At 40.2% G+C, this 22,077-nt stretch carries 24 protein-coding genes; 2 read left to right on the plus strand and 22 right to left on the minus strand.

Features of this window, described 5'->3' with window-relative positions; genetic code table 11:
- Nucleotides 1-605: 605 nt before the first annotated feature.
- From secF to EO113_RS04955, 14 genes are all read right to left on the minus strand, one after another.
- Nucleotides 606-1,502 (minus strand): protein translocase subunit SecF, encoded by an 897-nt coding sequence (gene secF, locus EO113_RS04890; RefSeq protein ID WP_009353410.1) that lies wholly within the window; start codon nucleotides 1,500-1,502, stop codon nucleotides 606-608.
- The gene (secD, locus tag EO113_RS04895; RefSeq protein ID WP_126940369.1) at nucleotides 1,502-2,761 is read right to left on the minus strand and encodes a protein translocase subunit SecD; all 1,260 of its coding nucleotides are present in this window, start codon (nucleotides 2,759-2,761) and stop codon (nucleotides 1,502-1,504) included. Before secD ends, secF begins: the two co-directional genes overlap by 1 nt.
- A gap of 11 nt (nucleotides 2,762-2,772) precedes the next feature.
- The gene (locus EO113_RS04900; protein ID WP_127135693.1) at nucleotides 2,773-3,342 is read right to left on the minus strand and encodes a 5-formyltetrahydrofolate cyclo-ligase; all 570 of its coding nucleotides are present in this window, start codon (nucleotides 3,340-3,342) and stop codon (nucleotides 2,773-2,775) included.
- The gene (yajC, locus tag EO113_RS04905) at nucleotides 3,342-3,635 is read right to left on the minus strand and encodes a preprotein translocase subunit YajC (RefSeq protein ID WP_009353379.1); all 294 of its coding nucleotides are present in this window, start codon (nucleotides 3,633-3,635) and stop codon (nucleotides 3,342-3,344) included. The genes EO113_RS04900 and yajC overlap by 1 nt, the downstream gene beginning before the upstream one ends.
- 8 nt (nucleotides 3,636-3,643) lie before the next feature.
- The gene (gene tgt / locus EO113_RS04910; protein ID WP_062401731.1) at nucleotides 3,644-4,753 is read right to left on the minus strand and encodes a tRNA guanosine(34) transglycosylase Tgt; all 1,110 of its coding nucleotides are present in this window, start codon (nucleotides 4,751-4,753) and stop codon (nucleotides 3,644-3,646) included.
- 45 nt (nucleotides 4,754-4,798) lie between these two features.
- Complete coding sequence (gene queA, locus EO113_RS04915) at nucleotides 4,799-5,824, minus strand: tRNA preQ1(34) S-adenosylmethionine ribosyltransferase-isomerase QueA (protein ID WP_127135694.1); 1,026 nt, start codon at nucleotides 5,822-5,824, stop codon at nucleotides 4,799-4,801.
- Between the two features lie 11 nt (nucleotides 5,825-5,835).
- Nucleotides 5,836-7,308 (minus strand): SpoIID/LytB domain-containing protein, encoded by a 1,473-nt coding sequence (locus EO113_RS04920; protein ID WP_240633669.1) that lies wholly within the window; start codon nucleotides 7,306-7,308, stop codon nucleotides 5,836-5,838.
- Complete coding sequence (gene ruvB / locus EO113_RS04925; protein ID WP_009353399.1) at nucleotides 7,305-8,312, minus strand: Holliday junction branch migration DNA helicase RuvB; 1,008 nt, start codon at nucleotides 8,310-8,312, stop codon at nucleotides 7,305-7,307. Before ruvB ends, EO113_RS04920 begins: the two co-directional genes overlap by 4 nt.
- A 2-nt stretch (nucleotides 8,313-8,314) precedes the next feature.
- Nucleotides 8,315-8,926: a Holliday junction branch migration protein RuvA gene (gene ruvA, locus EO113_RS04930; RefSeq protein ID WP_062401725.1), complete on the minus strand. Its 612-nt coding sequence runs from the start codon at nucleotides 8,924-8,926 to the stop codon at nucleotides 8,315-8,317.
- 7 nt (nucleotides 8,927-8,933) lie between these two features.
- Nucleotides 8,934-9,434: a crossover junction endodeoxyribonuclease RuvC gene (gene ruvC / locus EO113_RS04935; RefSeq protein ID WP_009353415.1), complete on the minus strand. Its 501-nt coding sequence runs from the start codon at nucleotides 9,432-9,434 to the stop codon at nucleotides 8,934-8,936.
- A gap of 69 nt (nucleotides 9,435-9,503) precedes the next feature.
- The gene (radC, locus tag EO113_RS04940) at nucleotides 9,504-10,178 is read right to left on the minus strand and encodes a DNA repair protein RadC (RefSeq protein WP_127135695.1); all 675 of its coding nucleotides are present in this window, start codon (nucleotides 10,176-10,178) and stop codon (nucleotides 9,504-9,506) included.
- A gap of 263 nt (nucleotides 10,179-10,441) precedes the next feature.
- Entirely contained in the window at nucleotides 10,442-11,068 is a 627-nt protein-coding gene (locus EO113_RS04945) for a hypothetical protein (protein WP_062401719.1), read from the minus strand.
- 119 nt (nucleotides 11,069-11,187) lie between these two features.
- Nucleotides 11,188-12,402, minus strand: a complete 1,215-nt coding sequence (locus tag EO113_RS04950; RefSeq protein ID WP_062401717.1) for an acetate/propionate family kinase — start codon at nucleotides 12,400-12,402, stop codon at nucleotides 11,188-11,190.
- A 3-nt stretch (nucleotides 12,403-12,405) separates the two neighbouring features.
- Complete coding sequence (locus EO113_RS04955; RefSeq protein WP_009353283.1) at nucleotides 12,406-12,972, minus strand: hypothetical protein; 567 nt, start codon at nucleotides 12,970-12,972, stop codon at nucleotides 12,406-12,408.
- A 175-nt stretch (nucleotides 12,973-13,147) separates the two neighbouring features.
- Between EO113_RS04955 and EO113_RS04960 the strand changes: the two genes are divergently transcribed.
- Nucleotides 13,148-14,515: a nucleotidyltransferase family protein gene (locus EO113_RS04960; protein ID WP_127135696.1), complete on the plus strand. Its 1,368-nt coding sequence runs from the start codon at nucleotides 13,148-13,150 to the stop codon at nucleotides 14,513-14,515.
- A 60-nt stretch (nucleotides 14,516-14,575) separates the two neighbouring features.
- Here the strand turns inward: EO113_RS04960 and rimM are convergent, their stop codons facing one another.
- The 7 genes from rimM to EO113_RS04995 all read right to left on the minus strand — a co-directional run bounded on the left by rimM (nucleotide 14,576) and on the right by EO113_RS04995 (nucleotide 18,750).
- Complete coding sequence (gene rimM, locus EO113_RS04965) at nucleotides 14,576-15,073, minus strand: ribosome maturation factor RimM (RefSeq protein WP_127135697.1); 498 nt, start codon at nucleotides 15,071-15,073, stop codon at nucleotides 14,576-14,578.
- Nucleotides 15,073-15,480 (minus strand): YlqD family protein, encoded by a 408-nt coding sequence (locus EO113_RS04970; protein WP_009353329.1) that lies wholly within the window; start codon nucleotides 15,478-15,480, stop codon nucleotides 15,073-15,075. Before EO113_RS04970 ends, rimM begins: the two co-directional genes overlap by 1 nt.
- 12 nt (nucleotides 15,481-15,492) lie before the next feature.
- Nucleotides 15,493-15,720, minus strand: coding sequence for a KH domain-containing protein (locus tag EO113_RS04975; RefSeq protein WP_009353402.1), 228 nt, complete (start codon nucleotides 15,718-15,720; stop codon nucleotides 15,493-15,495).
- Nucleotides 15,721-15,741: 21 nt separating this feature from the next.
- Nucleotides 15,742-16,005: a 30S ribosomal protein S16 gene (gene rpsP, locus EO113_RS04980; RefSeq protein WP_009353289.1), complete on the minus strand. Its 264-nt coding sequence runs from the start codon at nucleotides 16,003-16,005 to the stop codon at nucleotides 15,742-15,744.
- Nucleotides 16,006-16,032: 27 nt separating this feature from the next.
- Nucleotides 16,033-17,382 (minus strand): signal recognition particle protein, encoded by a 1,350-nt coding sequence (gene ffh / locus EO113_RS04985; RefSeq protein ID WP_009353265.1) that lies wholly within the window; start codon nucleotides 17,380-17,382, stop codon nucleotides 16,033-16,035.
- Between the two features lies 1 nt (nucleotide 17,383).
- Complete coding sequence (gene ylxM / locus EO113_RS04990; protein WP_127135698.1) at nucleotides 17,384-17,707, minus strand: YlxM family DNA-binding protein; 324 nt, start codon at nucleotides 17,705-17,707, stop codon at nucleotides 17,384-17,386.
- A gap of 221 nt (nucleotides 17,708-17,928) precedes the next feature.
- A complete protein-coding gene (locus tag EO113_RS04995; RefSeq protein WP_164726332.1) occupies nucleotides 17,929-18,750 on the minus strand; it encodes a MerR family transcriptional regulator in 822 nt (273 codons plus the stop codon).
- A gap of 528 nt (nucleotides 18,751-19,278) precedes the next feature.
- On the opposite strand from EO113_RS04995, the gene EO113_RS05000 reads away from it, so the two are divergent.
- Nucleotides 19,279-19,467 carry a hypothetical protein gene (locus EO113_RS05000; protein WP_009353434.1) on the plus strand — a complete coding sequence of 63 codons (189 nt, stop codon included), beginning with the start codon at nucleotides 19,279-19,281 and terminating at the stop codon, nucleotides 19,465-19,467.
- 326 nt (nucleotides 19,468-19,793) lie between these two features.
- On the opposite strand, the gene EO113_RS05005 is transcribed toward EO113_RS05000, so the two are convergent.
- Nucleotides 19,794-21,947 carry a cation-translocating P-type ATPase gene (locus EO113_RS05005; RefSeq protein WP_127135700.1) on the minus strand — a complete coding sequence of 718 codons (2,154 nt, stop codon included), beginning with the start codon at nucleotides 21,945-21,947 and terminating at the stop codon, nucleotides 19,794-19,796.
- Nucleotides 21,948-22,077 lie beyond the last annotated feature (130 nt).

The raw sequence follows: 22,077 nt of genomic DNA on the forward strand, positions 1-22,077 counted from the left end.
ATTGTTCAGTTTTCAAAGATCAACTTCGCCTTTACAACACTGTGTTGTGGCGACTAGATTATAATAACAGATTCACACTATCATGTCAACAGTTATTTTTAATCTTTTTAATTTTCTTAGTTAATAACTTTCGAGAAAATTAAAAGTGCTTGTGTCTCAAGCACTGAATGTATTATATGATATTTTTAAACATTTTGCAACCCCTTTCCCAATATTTTTTAAACAAGCATAACCACCGTATAGCTTGAGAAGAAATATATTGCTCGTTTCTAATGACACCACCAAGGAATGCCATCTTTGCGTAGAACGTTTTGCTATATCCTTATTACCTAAATGCCGAAACGCAGAAACGAGCAACATGCTCCAGAGCAAACCTAACCACTGTATCAGTTCGGGAAGGAATATGTTACTTGTTTCCAATGACACCACCAAGGAATGCCATCTTTGCGTAGAACGTTATGCTATATCCTTATTACCTAAATGCCGAAACGCAGAAACGAGCAACATGTTCCTGAACAAGCATAACCACTGTATAGCTTGAGAAGGAATATGTTGCTCGTTTCCCTTTCACCAATCAAGCATTCTAGCAAAACAGAATAGCTTTATTAGAGACGATTTCGTGCATCTTTTTTATTATTGGATTTCCAAATTGCCCACAAAGATGTAGCTACGCAAATGGATGAGTACGCACCACTGACGAAACCTACAATCATACATAGAGCAAAGTTCTTTGTTGTATCCCCGCCAAAGAAGTACAAGGAACAACATGCGAACAATACTGTGGATAATGTATAGCAGGAACGATGGATACTTTGATGGATACTTGCATTTGCAAGATCTGCAAATGTATCTGTACGCTTATGGGTATGTGTATTTTCACGAATACGGTCAAAGATTACGACAGATTCGTTCATAGAGTAACCGATAACTGTCAAAATCGCCGCCAAAAAGGAGGAATCAATTTCTAAATGGAAGAAAGAGAATATCCCCAATACCATGATAAGGTCATGGAAGATAGCTGCCAAACATGACAAGGCCACACGATACTCAAAACGATATGTAATATACAAAGCTAACGCTACGAAAGCAATTAATAAATTCGTTAATGCATGTTCTGTTACTTCAGATCCAATAACAGCGCCTACTGATTCAATACGCTTTACTGTTCCTTCCGCTAGATTTTTATTCAATGCTGCTACCACAGCTTGACTTTCACTAGCCTCGAGGTTACGAGTACGAATCATTACCGTTTTACCTTCTGATTCAGTAGCATCTGCACCAGATAATTGGATCACTGCATTTTCTAATTCAAAGGCTTTCAAATTTTCCCGTACAGCAGACACCTGTACTGGTTTGCTAAATTCCACTTCTACAATTGTACCGCCTGTAAAATCGATACCAAAGTTAAATCCATACATAAACATGGAAATAATACTTAGAATAACCGCAATGGAGGAGATACTAAACCACCAACGATGACGTTTTATTACATCAAATGTCATTATTTCTTATCTCCTTTCTTAAATGCTTCAATTGTAACAGATGGAGATACGTTAGAACCATACCAGAATGGACGATTCGTAATTTGTGCTGCAATAAGCATATGCATTAAGGTACGGCTCATGGATACAGCTGTAAACATAGATACTATAACCCCTAATGCTAAGTTGATGGCGAAACCTTTTACAGGGCCACTACCAAGAACAATGAGGATCACTGCTGTAATCATAACGGATGTATTCGCATCAAAGATCGTATCAAAAGCACGACGGAAACCAGATTCCATGGACATGCGTAATGTTTTACCTTCCACCACTTCTTCTTTGAACCGTTCAAAGATTAGGATATTCGCATCCACGGCAACCCCCATACTGAGGATAATACCAGCTACACCCGGCAAGGTCATGGTCGCATTCAAAGCATGCGGCCCTAAGATTGCTACCAAAATTAACACAAACACCAATAAAGCGATCGTCGCTACGAATCCAGACAATCTGTATAAAACAAGCATAAATACAATGATTAAGGCAATACCAACACCAAAAGCTACGACAGATTTATCTTTAGAGTCTTGACCCAAGGTAGGACCAACGGTACGCACTTCCATAACTTCTACTTTTACAGGCAATGCACCAGAACGTAGTAAAATAGCTAAGCTTTTCGCTTCTTCCAAGTCACGGCTACCAGTAATACGAGCACTACCACCAGTAATTGGTTCGTTGACCACTGGATTTGTCAATTGCTCACCATCCAAATAAATGCCGATGTGACGACCAATATTAGCTGTTGTTAAGGCGCCGAATTTTTTCGCCCCTTCATCTGTTAATTGGATATTAACGGATGCTTGTTTACCTTCTAATTGTTCTTTTGCATCTTTTAAGTCATTACCATCTAAATGGACTTTTCCATTTTCATCACGGAACTCAAGAACCGCCGTTTTACCAACTGTTTCGATGGCTTTTTGTGGATCTTTTTCACCAGGTAATTCGATAATGATACGTTTTTTACCTTCTCGTTGAATGATAGGCTCAGTTAAACCCATTTCATTAATACGACGGCCTAAGATTTGAATAACCCGTTCTACTGCATCATCTGTAACCACGTTAGGGCCAGAATCTTGCGCTTCTAATACAATGTGAGTACCACCTTGTAAATCCAACCCTTGTTTAATGGAGTTAGCAAGTGGTCCAATGAGCCAAATAAATAGGCCTAAAATCACTGCTACTACGCCGAAAAAGCGTAAAGCTGCTTTTGTGTTCAATGGATTCCCTCCTATTCTTTATAACAATGGATACTCTCTGATGGGGTCACAATGGTATGCATCCACTCATCATGAGGTGCCATGGGTAACATTTCTTCTGAAATTTGATTATCCCAGGCTATACCGATTCGGTTCTCTACAGCAATCTGTTGTAAGTATCGGTCATAATATCCAGCTCCCATTCCCATGCGGCCCCCTCTACGATCAAAGGCTAGACCAGGAACGAGAATACAATCCAATATTTGAGGTTCTACAACTACATACGGTTCTTTAGGAATCCGTATTCCCAAAGTTCCCCTATCAAGGTCTTCTAAACTCTGTATGCGAACTCCTACCATATCTGTCTTCGTCACACACACAGGCACATATACATACTTACCCTGTTGCAATGCTTCTGTAATCAACATATCTACATTGGCTTCTTTAGGCATAGCCAAGTACGCCATAATATGCTCTGCATCAGATATTGTAGGAATAGACCAAAGTCGATCATCTAATTGTTGAGACCAAATTGCAACCTCTTGGACTTGTACATTGCGACGACGTTCTAAAAACTTCTTACGCAATGCCGTTTTATCCATTACTTCTGTTCCTTTCCAAGAACTTGAGCTATGGCTGTACGAGCAAATTTCATTTCCACTTTTTCAGATACTTGTAACACTAATGTATCTTCTGTTAAGGAAACAATTTCACCATAAATACCACCAACAGTCAATACTTTTTGACCTTTTTTAAGGCTGTTCAATAACACTTGACGTTGTTTTTGTTGTTTCTTTTGCGGACGATATAACAAGAAGTAAAAAATCACGACCATAATCAACAGTGGTAGAATCGCTTGCCCTGTTTGTCCTTGGAAAAATTCTAAGAAATCCATAAGTCCTCCTATTTAGTAAAATACTGCCAGAACTCTTCGCGGAATGCTACAAAGCGATCCTCTAGGATAGCTTTACGCATTTGACGCATAAATTCTAGTAAGAAATATAAATTATGATACGACACCAATCGGAAAGCTAAAATTTCTTCTGCCTTGTATAGATGTCGAATATAAGCTCTTGAATAGTTTTGGCACGCATAACAGCCACAACCTTCTTCAATCGGACCCCAGTCACGCATGAAAGAAGCATTGCGTAAATTCAATCGCCCTTTCCATGTCATGGCCATACCATTCCGCGCTACTCGTGTTGGATATACACAGTCAAACATATCTACTCCACGAGCTACCCCTTCCACTAAGCAGTCAGCAGTACCAACACCCATCAAATAACGAGCTTTATTGGTAGGCAACAATGGTGTTGTATATTCTAGTACTTCATACATCAAATCATGTGGTTCCCCTACCGAAAGGCCACCAATGCTATACCCTTCAAAGTCCATATCCACTAACTCTTTGGCACTTCTTTCACGAAGGTCTTTATACATACCACCTTGAACGATACCAAACATGCCTTGATTCTTAGAACGACGTGCTTCTTGGCAACGTTCTGCCCAACGTGTGGTCCGTGCTGTTGATGCATCTGCATATCGATGATCCGCAGGGTATGGAATACACTCATCGAATGCCATCATAATATCAGAACCTAATTGTTCTTGTACCTTAGTGGCCACCTCAGGAGAGAGAAATTTTTTCGACCCATCTAAATGGGATCTAAAATTAACCCCTTCTTCAGTAATCTTGCGCAATTTGCCCAAGCTAAACACTTGGAATCCTCCACTATCCGTTAAAATAGCTTGATCCCAGTTCATAAATTTATGCAAGCCTCCAGCCTCTTCTACTAGTTCTGGACCTGGGCGCAAGAATAAATGATAGGTATTACTCAAGATAACTTGAGAGCCCATCGCTTTCAGCTCCTCTGGGGCTAATGTTTTCACCGTCGCCTGTGTCCCAACGGGCATAAACATCGGTGTTTCATATGTCCCATGAGGAGTATGCAATAACCCTGCCCGTGCACCTGTGTGGGGACATTGTTTTTGCAATTCATATCTAATCGCCATATACACACTCCTTTATTACTTCTGTATTATAACACAACTTTCAACTTATCGAATGAACATTGCGTCACCAAAGCTAAAAAATCTATATTTTTCACGGACTGCCTCTTCATAGGCTGCCAAACAATGCTCCCTACCAGCTAAGGCACTAATAAGCATGAGTAAGGTAGACTGTGGCAGATGAAAGTTAGTGATCAACGCATCTACCATCTTGTACTCATAGCCAGGATAAATAAAGATTTGAGTCCAATCAGACCCACTCCTTACATGACCTACCTCGGTCGCTGCTGATTCTAATGTACGCACCGATGTAGTTCCTACGGCAATCACTCTTCGTCCTTCCGCTTTGGCACGATTCACCAGCTCTGCAGTTTCTTCTGACACGTGATAAAACTCTTTATGCATATCATGGTCTTCAATGGATTCTGCCGACACAGGGCGGAATGTACCTAACCCTACATGCAATGTAACAAATCCAACTTGTACCCCTTTGCGCTGAATTTCATCCAATAATTCCGGTGTAAAATGTAAGCCTGCTGTGGGGGCTGCTGCGGATCCTTTTTCTTTGGCATATACCGTTTGATATCTATCTTTGTCTTCTAGTTTTTCATGGATATACGGAGGTAATGGCATTTCCCCAATATCATTAATAATCTCATCAAAATTACCGTTCGGCTTAAATTGAATCAGTCGACCGCCAAAATCTGTATGGTCTATAACCTCAGCCTCTAGATTAGGACCAAAGGATAAGAGTTGCCCCTTTAGACATTTTTTCCCTGGCTTTACCAGACACTCCCAAAGATGTTCTCCTTTGGGCGTTAACAGTAGTACTTCTACCTTACCACCTGTCCCTTTACGTTCTCCATACAAACGAGCAGGGATAACCTTAGTGTTATTAAAGATTAACACATCCCCTTCAGATAGTTCATCTAGTATGGAGTGAAAGGATGCTTTATGGCATATCTCTCCACTTACCTTGTCCAAGGTCATCAATCGCGACGTATCCCGTGGTTCTACCGGATGTTGTGCAATGAGTTCCTCAGGTAAATCATAATTAAAATCAGATACTTTCATACTATTCCTCATTAATTGTACAGTTTCGTAAGTGCCGTACCTTGGTAATAATGTTGTAAAATCACTTTATAATAATCAGGCTGACTTGCCTCTTTTCGGCTAGCCATTTCCGCCGCTCCCCACTGTGAAAGTCCCAAACCATGTCCCCAACCATATCCATGAATTGTCACAGTCTGATTCGCTTTACTAAACGTATGGTTAGCTTTTACAGAAGACCCCTGAATCCGACTCGGCGGTGTTTGTCCTACATAAAAATCAAATAAGGTGGACTTTAAGCCAAATATCCCTTGCACCTGTTCTCCTGTAAGCGATATAGAGCCCTTTTCACCTACAAATTTCATTGTTTTTACACGTCCTGAAACCCCTCGATCTTGTACTTTCATAGGTCGATCTGCCAATGGAGATAATTCAATTTTCTGTAAGTACCCTACCGATTTGCTAGCTGCTGCTAATTTTTGTTCTATACTTTGACGGCTGGTAATGACATTCCATACGGTTGTACCCTCATGATTCGAGTAATCTTGCACCCCTTTTAAGTAGGGCAAATCATTACCCCATAGGTTCACGCTATCCTCTGTATAGCCACCTCCATCGGAATGAAAAAGAGCATTAATCGGTTGGCCCTGATACGTGAGAACCATGCCATGTGTACGCTTTACCGCTGTATTTGTGCTTACAAACTCACTACTTTTCCCTCCATATACTTGGTCAGCTGTAGTAGTTCCAATATCATACATACTATTTTGTTTGCTCTTCATGGAGTGCAAGGCATAGGTCCTAGCTGCCACTGCTTGTGCTTCTAAGGCCGGCGTAGGCCAACTAGGTACCACTTCTTCTGGTACTACACCTTGTACATATTGTTCTAACCCCAGTACATTAATAACACTCATGGATCCTGATGTATTAGCATGTACTGTCACCGCGCCTCGATAGGTTTTTCCTAATGTTTGCAATTCAGATCCATATCTACCTTGTGTATTTTGAATAGTAATTGACTTATCAATACTATGTCCATTTATATGTACTGAACCGCCTCCACTCGAAACTGTCACAGTCTGATTTTCTTTGATAGTTTGCACTTGATGTCCACGTCTATCTAGAACAACCATAGGCATAGCACTACTAATGGAAAAAGATTGTGATCTATGCCCAAGCAACACTCGTATCACAGGCCCTCCACTAGAACCTTTCTTGACCTCTTGTACAACATTAGATACTCTTGCTTGTTTGTCAGTATTTTCTTGCACTCTGATTGTCTCTTGAGGTGTTGTTTTCGTCGCTTTCGTCACTTTAATAGCAGGCTTAAAAACCACCCGTTTTGATGCTACCGAACCTTTTCTTTCATTCGGTTTCACAAAAGTAGCTTTCACTGTTGTACGTTTCGGCACTTCCTTTTGCGATGCTGCTGCGCCTACAAAAGGTGCACTTCCTAATACAGCTGTTATAACCGCTATCGCCACATAGCGATATCCTACCTTTCTCATGCATCCACCTTTCTAGGGATTCCCAAGTGGTCATAGGCAGCAGGAGTGACAATACGCCCACGATTTGTGCGCGCCAACAAACCAAGTTGCATCAAATATGGTTCATACACATCTTCAACACTTTCACGTTCCTCACTCACAGAGGCTGCAATCGTATCCACCCCTACAGGCCCACCATCGAATTTTTCAATGATAGTGCTTAAAATGCGTCTATCTATACGATCTAGACCTAGCTTATCAATATCTAATCGCTGTAAGGCCTGATCTGCAATTTCTTTTGTAATCACACCATCACCCAATACTTGTGCTACATCACGGACACGTTTCAACAAGCGATTCGCGATACGAGGGGTTCCTCTAGAACGACGAGCGATTTCACTAGCTCCTTCTGGATCCATATGAATATCTAAAATATCAGCAGAACGGCTCACAATAAACTCTAGCTCATTTTGCTTGTAATATTCTAAACGGCTAATCACACCAAAGCGATCACGTAGCGGTGCCGCCAAAGATCCTGCTCGTGTTGTGGCACCAATCAGCGTGAATTTAGGCAATTCAATGCGCACCGATCTAGCACTCGGACCTTTACCAATAATGATATCTAAAGCATAATCTTCCATAGCAGAATATAGCACTTCTTCTACAGAGCGAGATAAACGATGGATTTCATCGATAAACAGTACATCTCCCGGCTGCAAATTACTCAATAAAGCTGCCAAATCGCCAGCTCGTTCTATGGCTGGTCCAGAGGTAACTCGGAAGTTTACGCCCAATTCATTAGCAACAATTCCTGCCAAGGTGGTTTTCCCTAACCCTGGAGGTCCATAGAGTAAGACATGGTCCAAAGTATCTCCTCGCAGCTTGGCCGCTTCAATAAAAATATGAAGATTCTCCTTTGCCTGTGTTTGTCCAATATATTCTTTTAAATAGCGAGGACGAAGACTAAATTGCCAATTGTCTTCCTCCCGTTCTTGCATGGTTACAATTCGATTTTCTTGATCCATTCTTATCGCCCTTTACCCAATGCCGCTAATACTTGTTTTAATAAGACTGGTACTTCTTGTGTGCCATCGTAAACTTCTTGGATTACCGGCTGCACTTCTTGTGCGCTGTATCCTAATGCCATAAGTGCTTCTAGCACTTCTTCGGTAGTACCTACAGGCACTTGTTCTACTGGTGAAATTCTTCCCGTTGGTGTGAAAGTTCCTGCAATACCGAGGCTTTCAATTTTATCTTTTAACTCTAGCACCAATCGCTCTGCTGATTTTTTACCAATACCAGGCAATTTCTGAAGACCTTTTGTATCACCACTAATGATGAGTCCTACAAAATGTTCTGGACTTATGGCCGATAAAATGCCAAGCCCCAATTTAGGTCCCACTCCTGATACGGAGATGAGCAGTAAAAACAACTCATAATCTTCCATCGTCAAAAAGCCATATAACTGAATAGCATCTTCACGAACATTAGTATACGTGAATAAACAAGTTTCTTCACCTACTTGCAACTGACTTTGCACTGAACTAGGTACGTACACACGATAGCCCACATCATGGACATTCACGTACACCGAATCTAGCAATCGATGGGTGACAACCCCTTTTATATATGCAATCATAAACTCCTCACAATTGTAAAATTTGCTTCAATGTATCTGTATGGGAACTATGGGCTGTACATATAGCAATCGCTAAGGCATCAGCCGCATCATCAGGCTTAATTTTTTCACGAATCCCCAATAAGTTCATTGTCATATACGTGACCTGCTCTTTTGTAGCTTTTCCATAGCCCACCACAGATTGTTTCACCTGCAATGGTGTATATTCGTAAATTGGTAAGTCTTGTTGACTCGCCGCCAATAAGGTAACACCTCTTGCTTGTGCTACGCCGATACCCGTCGTTACATTGCGGGCAAAGTACAATTTTTCTATACCAAACTTTTGAGGGCGAAATTCTTCTAAAATATCGCTTAGTTCATTAAATATAATTTCTAACCGGCTTGCTTCTGGCGTTTTTGCCTCTGTGGTTATCACTCCATAGGTAACAGGTTTTAAAGAGCTTCCAATGACATCGATGATACCATATCCACAAATCGCATAGCCTGGATCTATTCCAATAATTCGCACGCTATAACCTCTGATTTCTTTTCATTGTTCCAATCATTTAATTATAGCAAATTTATAGAACATCTGCACCTATAGTATCCCTTTTTCTAATAAGCTTACATAGATACCATCACCAATAATGATATGATCTAACACAGGGATACCCATCACCTCACCAGCTCTAGCAAATATTTTTGTCACCCGTACATCATCACTACTCTCGGTAGGATCTCCTGATGGATGGTTATGCATCAAAATAATAGCCGCCGCATTGGCATCGATAGCTTGACGGAATACTGCTCTTTGCTCCGCCGTACTACTAGTCAATCCTCCTTTAGAAATCAGAACAGGCTTAATCAATTTATTTTTTACCGTCAGTAATAAGACATAAAAGTGTTCTTCTGTTTTATGACGAAGACGTTCCATCATGTAATTAGCCGCCGCCTCCGGAGTGCTAAAATCTTCCCAATCTCGTTTCACTTTCATCTGTCCTAGACGTCTGCCCAGTTCGATAGCCGCACAAATAGTCACCGCCTTGTCTTGCCCAATGCCATCAATTTCTCGCAAAGCATCTACGGTAACATTGTTCAAGCCTCCTACCAATCCTTCCATGCGTTTCACCACTTCATGAGCCACTTCTAAGACGGTGAAACCTTTGCATCCCGTACGCAATAAAATGGCTAATAATTCTTCTAATTCTAACGCTTCAGCTCCTAAGGCAATGAATTTTTCTCGTGGCATTTGATATGATTGTAAATCCAACATAATTCCTCCAACATTTGAAAGTACATCCTTTAGCCCTATAAACGACAACACGCCACACTCCAAAGAGTGTGACGCATCACTATGTACCCATCGTGGGCACTCATATATCTTTCTTTATACTATAAATTCTCTATAGATTAGAAAAATCCTTTTATTTTGTTCAAACTTTATCCAACTTCTCCCACAGATTCCACCTCAGTCGAGGTCTAATGATAACAATCTGCTTAGGGTAAACTCCCTTTCTAACCTATACTAAGAAAAGCTTATTCTTTCACATCCTCTGCACCCGCTTGACCTTGCCCATATACATTGGCTGCATAGATCGCAAAATCTTCTCCATGTTTGAAAGCATCTTCTCTTAGATACGCATGAAAGACAACTTGGTCTTCTTTCACCTGTATCAAATTCGGTACATGCTGCGCTAAAACATCAAACAACTCTTGTTCTGCTTTTAATAACACACGGCCATGTTTTAACTTTTTCCCTTCTACCACTGAGTAAGCTAAGGCCCATACAGGGCGATCATCAGTGGACGATAATTTACGATATTTATAGCGGAATTTCAATGGGGGCATCATGGATTGTTTAAATTGGTAGACCCCGTTGATCATTGCATACGGAATGACCATTCGTTTCTTTCCTAACAAGCCTACCTCATCAATGATGAGATCCGATTCGGTCAACCTAAATGTATAGGTCCCCACTGCCTGCGATACAAGGACAAATAAAATCATTCCTTCTATTAATATTTCCGCTAAGGCTATACTACCTAACTCCACATAGCGCCATACACTATATGCCAACGCTCCCAATGCTATCACAATAAATACAGTAACTAATGCAATGCCAGCTTTGGATCGTTTCGATTGTTCTTGATATTGTATAGACATGATCTCATCCTTTCATCAACAGTATCATCATCCTACTGTTAGAATAACAACCGATGAAAGCATTTGTCAACAAAAAAGAGCCCCCTCATAGAGGAGACTCTTTCACAAGTAATCAAAGATTACCAGTTTTTCATCACTAATGGAGCTGTAATACGTTTTGTATCACGAGCGATCATGATTTCTTCATTTGTAGGGATTGCAAAGATTTTAACTTTGGAACCTTCTGCACTGATTTCCGCTTCTTTACCACGAACATTGTTGCGTTCAGGGTCAATACGAGTACCTAAGTATTCTAAACCATTGCAGATTGCGTCACGGTTGCCAATACCATTTTCACCGATACCAGCTGTGAATACGATAGCATCAACGCCACCCATAACAGCCACGTAAGCACCGATTGTAGCACGTACTTTGTAATGGAACATATCCAATGCTAATTGAGCACGTTTATTGCCTTCTTCAGCAGCTTCTTCGATAACGCGGAAGTCATTGGAAACGCCAGAAATACCGAATACGCCAGATTTTTTATTCATGATAGCATCGATTTCATGGTATGTCATATCCCATTTTTCCATCAAGTAAGGTACGATAGCTGGGTCAATATCACCACAACGAGTACCCATGATTAAACCGGACAATGGAGTGAAACCCATGGAAGTATCGATGGAACGACCACCTTTGATTGCAGTAACAGAAGAACCATTACCTAAGTGACAGGATACGATACGAAGATCGGACATGTGTTTACCCATCAATTCAGCTACACGTTGTGCCACATATTTGTGGGAAGTACCATGGAAACCATAACGGCGAACACCTAAATCAGTGTATGCTTCGTATGGAAGACCATATAAGAATGCCTCAGCTGGCATTGTTTGATGGAATGCTGTATCAAATACACCAACTTGTGGTACATTTGGCATAATTTTTTGGCATGCTTCGATACCTTGGATATTTGGAGGATTGTGAAGTGGAGCGATTTTTGCGCATTCTTCCAAAGCTTCCATCACTGCTGGTGTAATTAATACGGAATCAGCAAATTTTTCAGCACCATGTACTACACGATGACCTACAGCGTCGATTTCATCCATGGAACCAATCACGCCATGTTCTGGATCAACTAAAATATCCAATAAGACTTGTAACGCCACTTTGTGGTCAGCTACTGGTTCGATGCGTTCTAATTTGTCAGCATCTGGACGGCGATGAGTGAAAATAGCATCATCGGAACCGATTTTTTCAAATTGACCTTTCGCCAATACAACTTCATGCTCCATATCAATTAATTGATACTTCAAGGAGGAGCTACCGCAGTTTACAACTAAAACGTTCATGTCTTATCCCTCTTTCTTAGTAACTTGAATGTGCCCATTCACACGTTGATTGATTTCTTCTCCTTGTGGGGAACTATCACTGTATGAATAGCGTATATTCCACAGTACACCTTTATTAATGAAAGTATACTGAGTAAACCTAATTTTTTGTCCATTAGCACCTGCTAGCATCGTAGATTTCACAGCCTGTACGCCGTCCACCTGCACTTGCTCTTGGTCCCATGGTATATTAGCACCCGTTTGGCCTAATTCTTTCACCAAAGCTTGTTGTCCTAATTTTGCGCCCTCTTCTAGCGTTGGCAATGGTGCTCCTGTAGAAGCCTGTGTAGCACTTACATAGACACCATAATTTTTATCTAGTCCTGCATAGATGGTCAAAGGTTGTCCCTTTTCATTAGCTGTAATTCTATCCAACTGACCGAAGTCAAAAGGAGAATCCACAATCACTTCAGATTGACCTACATTGATGACTTTCTGACCAAAACTATAGGTATCGATGGCTTGTTGACTACCACAGCCACCCAAGAACAACACCATCCCTAAACCAAGGGCTATGATATATTGTTTCATATAATTACCTCTAATAGACACATTTTCTACACCCAATTATAACATTAAATTCACGTTTTTTTCTACCCTTTTTTACGACTTCTTCCATGCATAGCACTTCTATCGCATATAACTATTGCGCATATCAATCAAATAGATAGTCTGTTATACTATACATAAGAGGAGGTACTAAACCATGAATACCATCGGAATTATTGCAGAATATAATCCCTTTCATAAAGGACATGCACACCAACTAGAAGGTTTACGACAAAAGTATCCAGAAGCAACTTTACTCGTTGTGATGAGTGGCGACTTTGTGCAACGGGGGACACCTGCCATATTTTCTAAATTTCACCGCGCCCAATGGGCTCTTATGGGCGGTGCTGATATCGTCTTTGAACTACCTTCTATGTTCGCCGTTAGTTCTGCAGAATATTTTGCATCCAGTGGTGTCAGATTATTACATGCCCTAGGGTGTGACGCTATCTCATTTGGTGCCAACCATACACAAGTAGAGGAACTTGTATCCATCGCCAAAGCTCTCGATCATCCTAGCACGCAAAAATCGTTGGGTACTCTTTTAGGGCAAGGGTACTCTTATGGCACAGCTCTTCGTAAAGCAGTGCAAGGACTTCACTTAGAAATCAATGGATTAGAAACCTCAAACCATATGTCTATATTGGACTCTGACCCTAATACTATCCTAGGTATTGAATACATACGCGCCTTACATCGCTATCATATCGGGTTAGACATCATTCCCGTGAAACGGACTAGTTCCCATCACAATCCAACCTTAGATAATTCGTTTCCATCTGGTACAGCCTTACGAAACGCTATTTATTCCTCTAAGCAAACCTCTTCTAGTCTATTTCGTTCTCAGGACAAGCAGCAAGTATTGGATACTGCTTACCCACCTTATGCATCATTAGGAATTGATTCATCCATCTCATTAGATAAATTAGATATCGATACCTCTTCTTTAGAAGAAGACACTTTCAAGTGGCATCACTACTTGCCCCCTATGGTAGCACCTCTCGCTATGGATATTGTAGAATCCAACTATTACGCTAGCTTAGAGCGCTATTATGACATGATTCATTTCGCTAGCCGTATATCAAGCAAAGAAGATTTGCAAACTCTGCAAGATATGAGCGACGGTTTAGAGGAGGCATGGCTCACTGCGAGCGCCCTCGCCTCTTGGGACCAAGTCCGTGAAAGTTTAAAATCAAAACGCTATACCTACGCTCGTCTCGATCGTATCGCTACCTACAGCCTATTCCGTCGCACCAAAGAGATATTCCAAAAGTGCCACCAACAAGGACCTACCTATGGGCGACTGCTCGCTTTCAACGACCGAGGTCGTCAATATCTAAAAGAAAAGCGCGCCTCTATCCCTATCGTCCAAAAATGGGCTCCTTTTTGCCAAAGTGCAACAGGTACTACTAAAGTACTGTGTGAGCAAGATCAACTAGCTAGTAAACTATGGCGAATGACTGTAGATAATCCTAATTATCGAGGTAGTCATTATGATTTCACCACCAGTCCTATATATGTATAAAACCACAAAAAGTCCCCTGTACTGAACGCATCATTGCACTCAGTACAAGGGACTTTTCTATTACAACCATTCTGGAGGATCTACGATCATCTTACCACCTTCAATATCAATGGTTAATACCACTGTTTTCAAAGCTGGTAATAATAAATCTGGCTCCCCCTCTTTAGCGACTACATACACATCGTTTGCACCAGGTTGTAGTACTTCTTTTACAATGCCTAAATCATTACCTTCTGTATCTTCTACGGCAAGGCCTTCGATTTCAAAGATATAATATCTATCTTCTGGCAATTCCACCAAATCTTTTCTTGGCACTTTAATTTCTTGCTTACCTAAACGCTCCACAGCTGTACGATCAGGTAACTCCTTAAAAGTAGCCAAGATAAACTGTTTATGAAATTTTGCAGATGTAATATGGTATAGTTGACCATTGATGTAGCATCCATCCATTTTCATAAACCGCTCAGGAAAATCTGTTCTCGGTAATATACGAACATCGCCCCGCACACCGTGCGGAGCGACGATCACACCGATGGTAATCAGTTCTTGTGTATCCATTATTGACGGAATGCCACAACTTTGCCATCTTCTAGCAAAATTTCAGATCCCATAAGAGCATCTAAATTATCACCGATTTTCACAGTAATAGTTTGCTCCATTTGACCTTGGGCAATTTCAGAACCAATTTCAAGCTTTTCTGCTTCTTTCAAACGCTCTGCTACTTGAGCTTTGAAAGCTACGCGTTGTTGCTTTTCTTCCTCGATTTGTTGACGCAATTGGATTAAACCTTGTGCATCAATTTTTGCTTGTTCACTTAACAAACGTTTAGCTTGGAATTCGATTTGTTGTAAATCTTGATCTACCATATCCATTTGTTGTTGTAAATCAGCAATAATTTTGTTTTTTAAAGTGTCCGTAACCTTAGACTTAATTGCCACGGGTACGCGTAATGTCATTTCTTCCATGTTACCACCCTTTTAGACAATATCAACGGATATCTTCTTGTTCTCTTTAATAGCCGCTGCTTTAGCCACAGCGCGAATCGCTTTCGCAATCTTACCTTGCTTTCCAATTACTTTACCCATATCATCAGGAGCGACACGGATTTCATAGACTTCCACTTGATCGCGAACCTCCATAGTAACAGAAACGGCTTCAGGTTGCTTAACTAATGATTGAACAATTAATGTAATTAATTCTTGCATCACAGTACGCCTCTCTATTAATTATTTTTTAGCGTCAGCAAATTTTTGCATAACACCATGTTTTTTGAACAAGGAGCGAACAGTATCAGTAGGTTGTGCACCTTTACCCAACCATTCTAATGCTTTCTCTTCGTCAATATTAACGATTGCTGGGTTTTTAGTAGCATCGTATTGACCTACTGTATCAACTGGACGACCTTCGCGTGGAGCGCGGGAGTCAGCAACAACGATACGATAGAAAGGAGCTTTTTTAGCACCTAAACGAGTTAAACGGATTTTTAACATTCTTCTTTCACCTCCTTAAATAGAATATTATCCCATGAACGGTAATTTAGGGAACATCCCCTTCTTACCTTTGCTCATAGACTGCATCTGCTTCATAAACTTACGAGCATCCTCGAACTGTTTAATCAGTTGATTTACTCGCTGCACTGTAGTGCCAGATCCTGCCGCAATACGTTTGCGCCGAGATCCATTCAATATATTAGGATTCGTACGTTCTGCCATCGTCATAGATTTGATGATAGCTTCAATTTGACGCACTTCTTTATTATCTAAATCAAAACCTGCTAATTGGTCCTTCAATTTCCCCATACCTGGTAACATGCCTAAGATATTTTGCAAGGGCCCCAATTTGCGTATTTGGTTCATTTGCGCTAAGAAATCATCTAAAGTAAAGCTATTTTTGGCCATTTTCTCTGCCATTTTTTTCGCTTCTTCTTCATCGATAGAACTTTGCACATTTTCAATCAACGTTTTGAAATCGCCTAAATCAAGAATACGAGATGCCATACGATCTGGATGGAATACTTCTAAACCATCCATTTTTTCGCTAGTACCGGTAAACTTAATTGGCGTACCTGTGACAGCTTTAATAGAAAGTGCTGCACCACCACGGGCATCGCCATCCATTTTTGTTAGAATGACACCATCAAGGCCTAAGTAATTATTAAATGCTTCGGCTGTGCCTACCGCATCTTGACCAATCATGGCATCCACCACTAGCAAGATTTCATGCGGTTTTACTTCACCCTTGATATTGGCTAGTTCATCCATCAAGGTTTCATCAATGGCTAAGCGACCTGCTGTATCGATGATAACAATGTCTTTGAATAAGCGTTTTGCCTCTTCAATACCCGCTTTAGCAATCTCCACAGGATTCGCACCTGGCGTTTCATTTGCAAATACAGGAACATCGATTTGAGCTCCCACTACTTGCAATTGCTTAATCGCTGCTGGACGATACACATCGGCTGCTACTAGCATTGGATTCTTACCTTGTTTACGAAGATGTACAGACAACTTACCAGCCGTAGTCGTTTTACCTGCCCCTTGTAAACCTACCAACATAATGATTGTGGGAGGTTTCGGAGAAATCATAATACGACTTTCAGTGCCACCTAATAACTCGGTTAATTCGTCATTCACAATTTTAATGACCGTTTGCGCTGGGTTCAAGGAACCAAACACTTCCTCACCCAAGGCTTTATCCTTGATACGGGCAATGAAATCTTTCGCTACTCCAAAGTTTACGTCAGCTTCTAACAAAGCAAACCGAACTTGTCGTAACGCTAGGTTAACATCTTCTTCAGAAATTTTACCTTTTCCTTTTAAGGATGCAAAGGCTTCTTGTAATTTATGTGTTAAATTTTCAAAAGCCATACTAGCCCTCCAATTGTGTTAATAATGATTGAATCGATTCAGATGTAATGGCAGCAGATACCAGCTCTTCTCTAATCTGTTTCACAATCTTTCGCCGTAGTAAATATTGTTCAATGAGGTGTAACTTTTGTTCATACCCCTCCATACTAGCTTTTGCTCGTTCAATATTATCATGAACAGCTTGCCTAGAGATATGCATTTCTTCTGCAATTTCACCTAATGACATATCATCTTCATGATGCAAAGTATAACACTCTCGTTGCCGCTCCGTCAGTAAGGCTCCATAAAAATCTAACAACAAACTAATTGTCATTCGTTCTTCCATGGTCCCTCCTTCTAAGCGTTTTGAAAGTATTATCTGTCAAGCAAAAAATATTTACACCCTATATTACCAATATTTACCTAACTTGTCAATAGTTGTAAAGTGAATTGCCTTTACACACAAAATAATCTATACCACAACATCTTATATTTTGTATTGCATCGCGTCTTATGGTAACTCATTTTTTATATTCTGTTTCCAATTTTCCAGCATACATGTTTCACCTATTCCTCAACAGGTACTGTAATTTTAGATAAATAGTCTTCACGTTTTGTCTCTGTCCAATAATTCCGTACTGGTTCTATATATACGGAACCTGCAATTTGTAATCCCTCATAAGATAAATAATTACTTACTTTATCGTACATCCACTGAGCCTGTTCTTCATAAAGACCCGTATAAAACATTTCCAGATACATCCCTCTAGGACGAGTAACAATCTCCATGTCTCCTTCATAATCAAATCCTACATCTGTACAATAATGGCTGTACTTGATGATATCTCCCTGTTCATAGTCTTCTCCATCGATAGCCATACCAATTTGAATAGCTTTAAAAGGCACTTCCTCTATAAGCCTAGCTTGATGTTCTAATAAAGTAAATAACTTTTTCTTTCCTTTTTCTGTTGCATCATAAGGAGTTAGTGCATAGAAAGATTCTTCTTTCATACCAAAGAACAATCGATTTTTAGGTATTTTTAAATATCGTTCTAAGTTAAATAAGGTTCTCTCTAAATTCATTTTATTTGTATATAAATCATTAATCTCCCGATCAAAGCCATAGCGTGCATCTTCTAATAAGGTTTTCAACATATGCGGACCTCGATGTTCCACATAGTCTTGGATATCTTTCAAGGATAGATTCAATTTTTTCAGTGTCAAAATGATTTCTAACCGATAGCACTCTTCTAATGTGTAATAACGGTATCCATTATCTTCAATCTTAGCGGGTGGAAACAAGCCTAATTTTTCATAATATAGAATTGTTTGTTTCGATATACCATAGATTTTCGACACATCCCCAATGGTCATGTAAATATCTCGCATAAATACTATCCTCTCTACTGTATTTCCAACAGGCATTTAGGTCTTCTAATAGATTTAATACATGTAACGCCTTTAATCCTCTTAATACTTGTATTGCTTATAATACATTTACAATATTTGCAATCTCTGTATTATCTGTAATCTTTATAATACTTCTTTTATTTCATTTCCTGTAATACATAAGTATTTTGCCAAAACTAAACTATAGGTATATAGTTTTAACTACACCTATACTATAGCATAACTATGGGCTTTTTAATATATTGAGTTTCATTCATATATTTTTATCTATTATTAAATTAATTCTCATAAAAAAGTCTAGTCCAGAACCTTTTAAGTTCTATAAACCTTATACTATCAATAGTTAATGACAGATATGAGAAATTTTAAAAATAATTCTTTTTATTTGTTGACTCCACCACAACCATATACTTTATTATAATAACAGAGGACAGGTACTAGATGTACAGGAGTTCTCAATGAGCAAGTTAATAAGTATAAACTATATTGTAAAAGGAGGCTATTCCTATGGCATGTGGACACAAAGGTCGCGAATTTTACGCGAACGATCCAGAAAAATTAGCACGCTACGATATGGCAATGCGTCATATTGAAGCAGCTCGTGAAGAAGGTCAATCTTCCGAGGAAATCCATGCTATGTTCAACCGCATTATGAGCGGCAACACAGCTGGTAAATGTAAGCACAAAAAAGGTTGATTCAAATACGTACGCCCATACTATTAGAATATACCCCAACCTTTGAGTGAAATAGATAGGACGATGTCCGAAACAAAACCCCAACTCTTCTTCCCTTGAGTTGGGGTTCTATTTTTGTGTTAAAACTATGACTGACCACTCGCGTATACATAGTCTCAACATTTGGTATCATATTTCTAAAAAAGACTATAACAAATCGTACCTAAATCGTATTTGTTATAGTCCTTTTTTATTGTAGATCATACGTTGAATATCCATGTATGTCCTATTCCATAGATATTACAATAAAGTTATGAACTTCTCCGGATCATCATATAGGCTGATGATTACACTTTTGCACGTTTTAACCGCAATGCATTACTTACCACAGTAACAGAGCTAAATGCCATGGCGGTTCCGGCAATGATAGGGCTCAAATACCCTATGGCTGCCAATGGAATACCAATGCAGTTAAAGATCAATGCCCAGAATAAATTTTGTTTAATATTTGTCATCGTTTTACGACTAATCGTCACGGCTTGTACTAAGGTACGCAAATCATTTCGCACTAATACGATATCCGCCGCCTCAATGGCTACGTCCGTACCATGACCGATACCAAATCCAATATCTGCTAGCGCTAAGGCTGGTGCATCATTAATACCATCTCCCACCATGCCAACGGATTTCCCTTGACTTTGTAATGTGGCGATGGTATTTGCTTTATCTTGTGGCAGTACTTCCGCTACTACGTGAGTAATTCCTGCTTGGGCAGCTATATAGTTCGCTGTGCGCGCATTGTCTCCTGTGACCATCCACACATCGATGCCTTGCTCTTGTAAAGCCTTTACAACCTCAGGAGTTTCTGGACGCAATGTATCTGCTACAGCCCAAATACCGTGTACTGTGCCGTCTACTAACAAGACGGATACAGAATTGCCTTGTTCTTCCAGACTGTGGATCTCCGCTTGCCATGGCGTGATATCAACACCTAGTTCTTGCATCCAGCGAGTATGACCAACCCGAATCAATTTATCCGCTATACGTCCTTCCAATCCTTTTCCTGGAATATCTTGGAAGTCTTTCACGATCATTTGTGGCACGCCTTTGCTAGCACCGTATTTAGCAATGGCTTGTGCAATAGGGTGAGTAGAACCTTTTTCAAGATTCACTGTGAAAGCTAAGTTATACATTTCATCACCTGCTGTATATATCACTTTCGTAACAGATAGCTTTCCTTCTGTTAAAGTCCCAGTTTTATCCATGATGATGGCATTGATATGACCTGCTTTTTCTAAAAATTCTGCGCTTTTAATAAGCACACCATGTTCTGCCCCAAGGCCTGAACCTACCATGATGGATGTGGGTGTCGCCAAGCCCAAGGCGCACGGGCAGGCAATTACAAGCACAGCTGTGCCATATAATAAAGCCTCTCCTACCGTAGATCCTAATACAAAATACCAAATAATCATGGTAAGAATGGCAATACCGATAACTACCGGCACAAAATAGGATGCTACCACATCCGCGATACGCTGAATGCTCGCTTTAGATGCTTGTGCTTGTTCCACTACTTTGATGATTTGGGATAACATAGTTTCCTCCCCAATAGCAGTGGCTTTCATAATAAATGTGCCCGACATGTTAACTGTGGCGCCTATGACTTGACTAGACTGACCTTTTTCTACAGGTACGCTTTCACCTGTCAACATAGCTTCATCCACTGTGGAATGACCTTCTAAAATAATTCCATCTACTGGCACTTTTTCGCCGGCCCGTACTTGGATTTTGTCACCTAGGACAATCTCCTTCGTAGGAATGTCCATCCACTCCCCATTGCGTTCCACATGGGCCACGCTAGGTTGTAATGCCACTAATTTTTGAATAGCCTCAGACGTACGACCCTTAGCGATATCCTCTAATAATTTACCTAGCAAAATAAATGTAATAAGCCACGCAGAGGTTTCAAAATAGAGATCATGATTCCCTACCGCCATTTGGTAAATACTAAATCCATATGCTACAGAAGTCCCCAATGCTACTAGTACATCCATAGTAAGTGTACCACTCCGAATCGCCGCAAAAGCACCCGTGTAAAAAATCCAACCTGTACCAAATTGAGCGATCGTAGCTAAGACTAATTCAATTTCATGAGATAACATCGGCCAATGCCATAGATAGTGTCCCACCATGGATACCATCATAGGGATAGACATGAGCGCTGCTACGCCTAGTCGTATATATTGTTTTTTATGGGATGGCGGTTCTACCATCACGCCTTCATCCGCAGCCACATGCGCACCAAAGCCTATTTTTTCAATGGCTGCGATGACTTCTGTAGCACCTATTGTGCTATCTTCTGTATACGTTACAGTTCCTTTATTGGTGAGCAAATTGACTTTCACATCTTCTACACCATCTAATTTGCTAACTGCTTTTTCTACACGCCCTACGCAAGCAGCGCAGTGCATGCCAATAATAGAAAATTCTTCTTTACGCATGATTCCTCCTAATGATATATGGTTCTATATGAAAGATATTTAAATTTCTCAATATAAATATATTAACATATATCCAACCTATTTCATAGTACATGGACTATACAAATCTCGCAGTATATGGCTTACACCG

The organism is Veillonella sp. 3913 (assembly GCF_003992235.1).
In the GTDB taxonomy this organism is placed as follows: domain Bacteria; phylum Bacillota; class Negativicutes; order Veillonellales; family Veillonellaceae; genus F0422.

What these genes read in the sequence shown, in the direction of transcription:
- secF (WP_009353410.1), bottom strand. Translation starts at nt 1,502, where the DNA reads ATGACATTTGATGTAATAAAACGTCATCGTTGGTGGTTTAGTATCTCC.
- EO113_RS04900 (WP_127135693.1), bottom strand. Translation starts at nt 3,342, where the DNA reads ATGGATAAAACGGCATTGCGTAAGAAGTTTTTAGAACGTCGTCGCAAT.
- yajC (WP_009353379.1), bottom strand. Translation starts at nt 3,635, where the DNA reads ATGGATTTCTTAGAATTTTTCCAAGGACAAACAGGGCAAGCGATTCTA.
- tgt (WP_062401731.1), bottom strand. Translation starts at nt 4,753, where the DNA reads ATGGCGATTAGATATGAATTGCAAAAACAATGTCCCCACACAGGTGCA.
- queA (WP_127135694.1), bottom strand. Translation starts at nt 5,824, where the DNA reads ATGAAAGTATCTGATTTTAATTATGATTTACCTGAGGAACTCATTGCA.
- EO113_RS04920 (WP_240633669.1), bottom strand. Translation starts at nt 7,308, where the DNA reads ATGAGAAAGGTAGGATATCGCTATGTGGCGATAGCGGTTATAACAGCT.
- ruvB (WP_009353399.1), bottom strand. Translation starts at nt 8,312, where the DNA reads ATGGATCAAGAAAATCGAATTGTAACCATGCAAGAACGGGAGGAAGAC.
- ruvA (WP_062401725.1), bottom strand. Translation starts at nt 8,926, where the DNA reads ATGATTGCATATATAAAAGGGGTTGTCACCCATCGATTGCTAGATTCG.
- radC (WP_127135695.1), bottom strand. Translation starts at nt 10,178, where the DNA reads ATGTTGGATTTACAATCATATCAAATGCCACGAGAAAAATTCATTGCC.
- EO113_RS04945 (WP_062401719.1), bottom strand. Translation starts at nt 11,068, where the DNA reads ATGTCTATACAATATCAAGAACAATCGAAACGATCCAAAGCTGGCATT.
- EO113_RS04950 (WP_062401717.1), bottom strand. Translation starts at nt 12,402, where the DNA reads ATGAACGTTTTAGTTGTAAACTGCGGTAGCTCCTCCTTGAAGTATCAA.
- EO113_RS04955 (WP_009353283.1), bottom strand. Translation starts at nt 12,972, where the DNA reads ATGAAACAATATATCATAGCCCTTGGTTTAGGGATGGTGTTGTTCTTG.
- EO113_RS04960 (WP_127135696.1), top strand. Translation starts at nt 13,148, where the DNA reads ATGAATACCATCGGAATTATTGCAGAATATAATCCCTTTCATAAAGGA.
- rimM (WP_127135697.1), bottom strand. Translation starts at nt 15,073, where the DNA reads ATGGATACACAAGAACTGATTACCATCGGTGTGATCGTCGCTCCGCAC.
- EO113_RS04970 (WP_009353329.1), bottom strand. Translation starts at nt 15,480, where the DNA reads ATGGAAGAAATGACATTACGCGTACCCGTGGCAATTAAGTCTAAGGTT.
- EO113_RS04975 (WP_009353402.1), bottom strand. Translation starts at nt 15,720, where the DNA reads ATGCAAGAATTAATTACATTAATTGTTCAATCATTAGTTAAGCAACCT.
- rpsP (WP_009353289.1), bottom strand. Translation starts at nt 16,005, where the DNA reads ATGTTAAAAATCCGTTTAACTCGTTTAGGTGCTAAAAAAGCTCCTTTC.
- ffh (WP_009353265.1), bottom strand. Translation starts at nt 17,382, where the DNA reads ATGGCTTTTGAAAATTTAACACATAAATTACAAGAAGCCTTTGCATCC.
- ylxM (WP_127135698.1), bottom strand. Translation starts at nt 17,707, where the DNA reads ATGGAAGAACGAATGACAATTAGTTTGTTGTTAGATTTTTATGGAGCC.
- EO113_RS04995 (WP_164726332.1), bottom strand. Translation starts at nt 18,750, where the DNA reads ATGCGAGATATTTACATGACCATTGGGGATGTGTCGAAAATCTATGGT.
- EO113_RS05000 (WP_009353434.1), top strand. Translation starts at nt 19,279, where the DNA reads ATGGCATGTGGACACAAAGGTCGCGAATTTTACGCGAACGATCCAGAA.
- EO113_RS05005 (WP_127135700.1), bottom strand. Translation starts at nt 21,947, where the DNA reads ATGCGTAAAGAAGAATTTTCTATTATTGGCATGCACTGCGCTGCTTGC.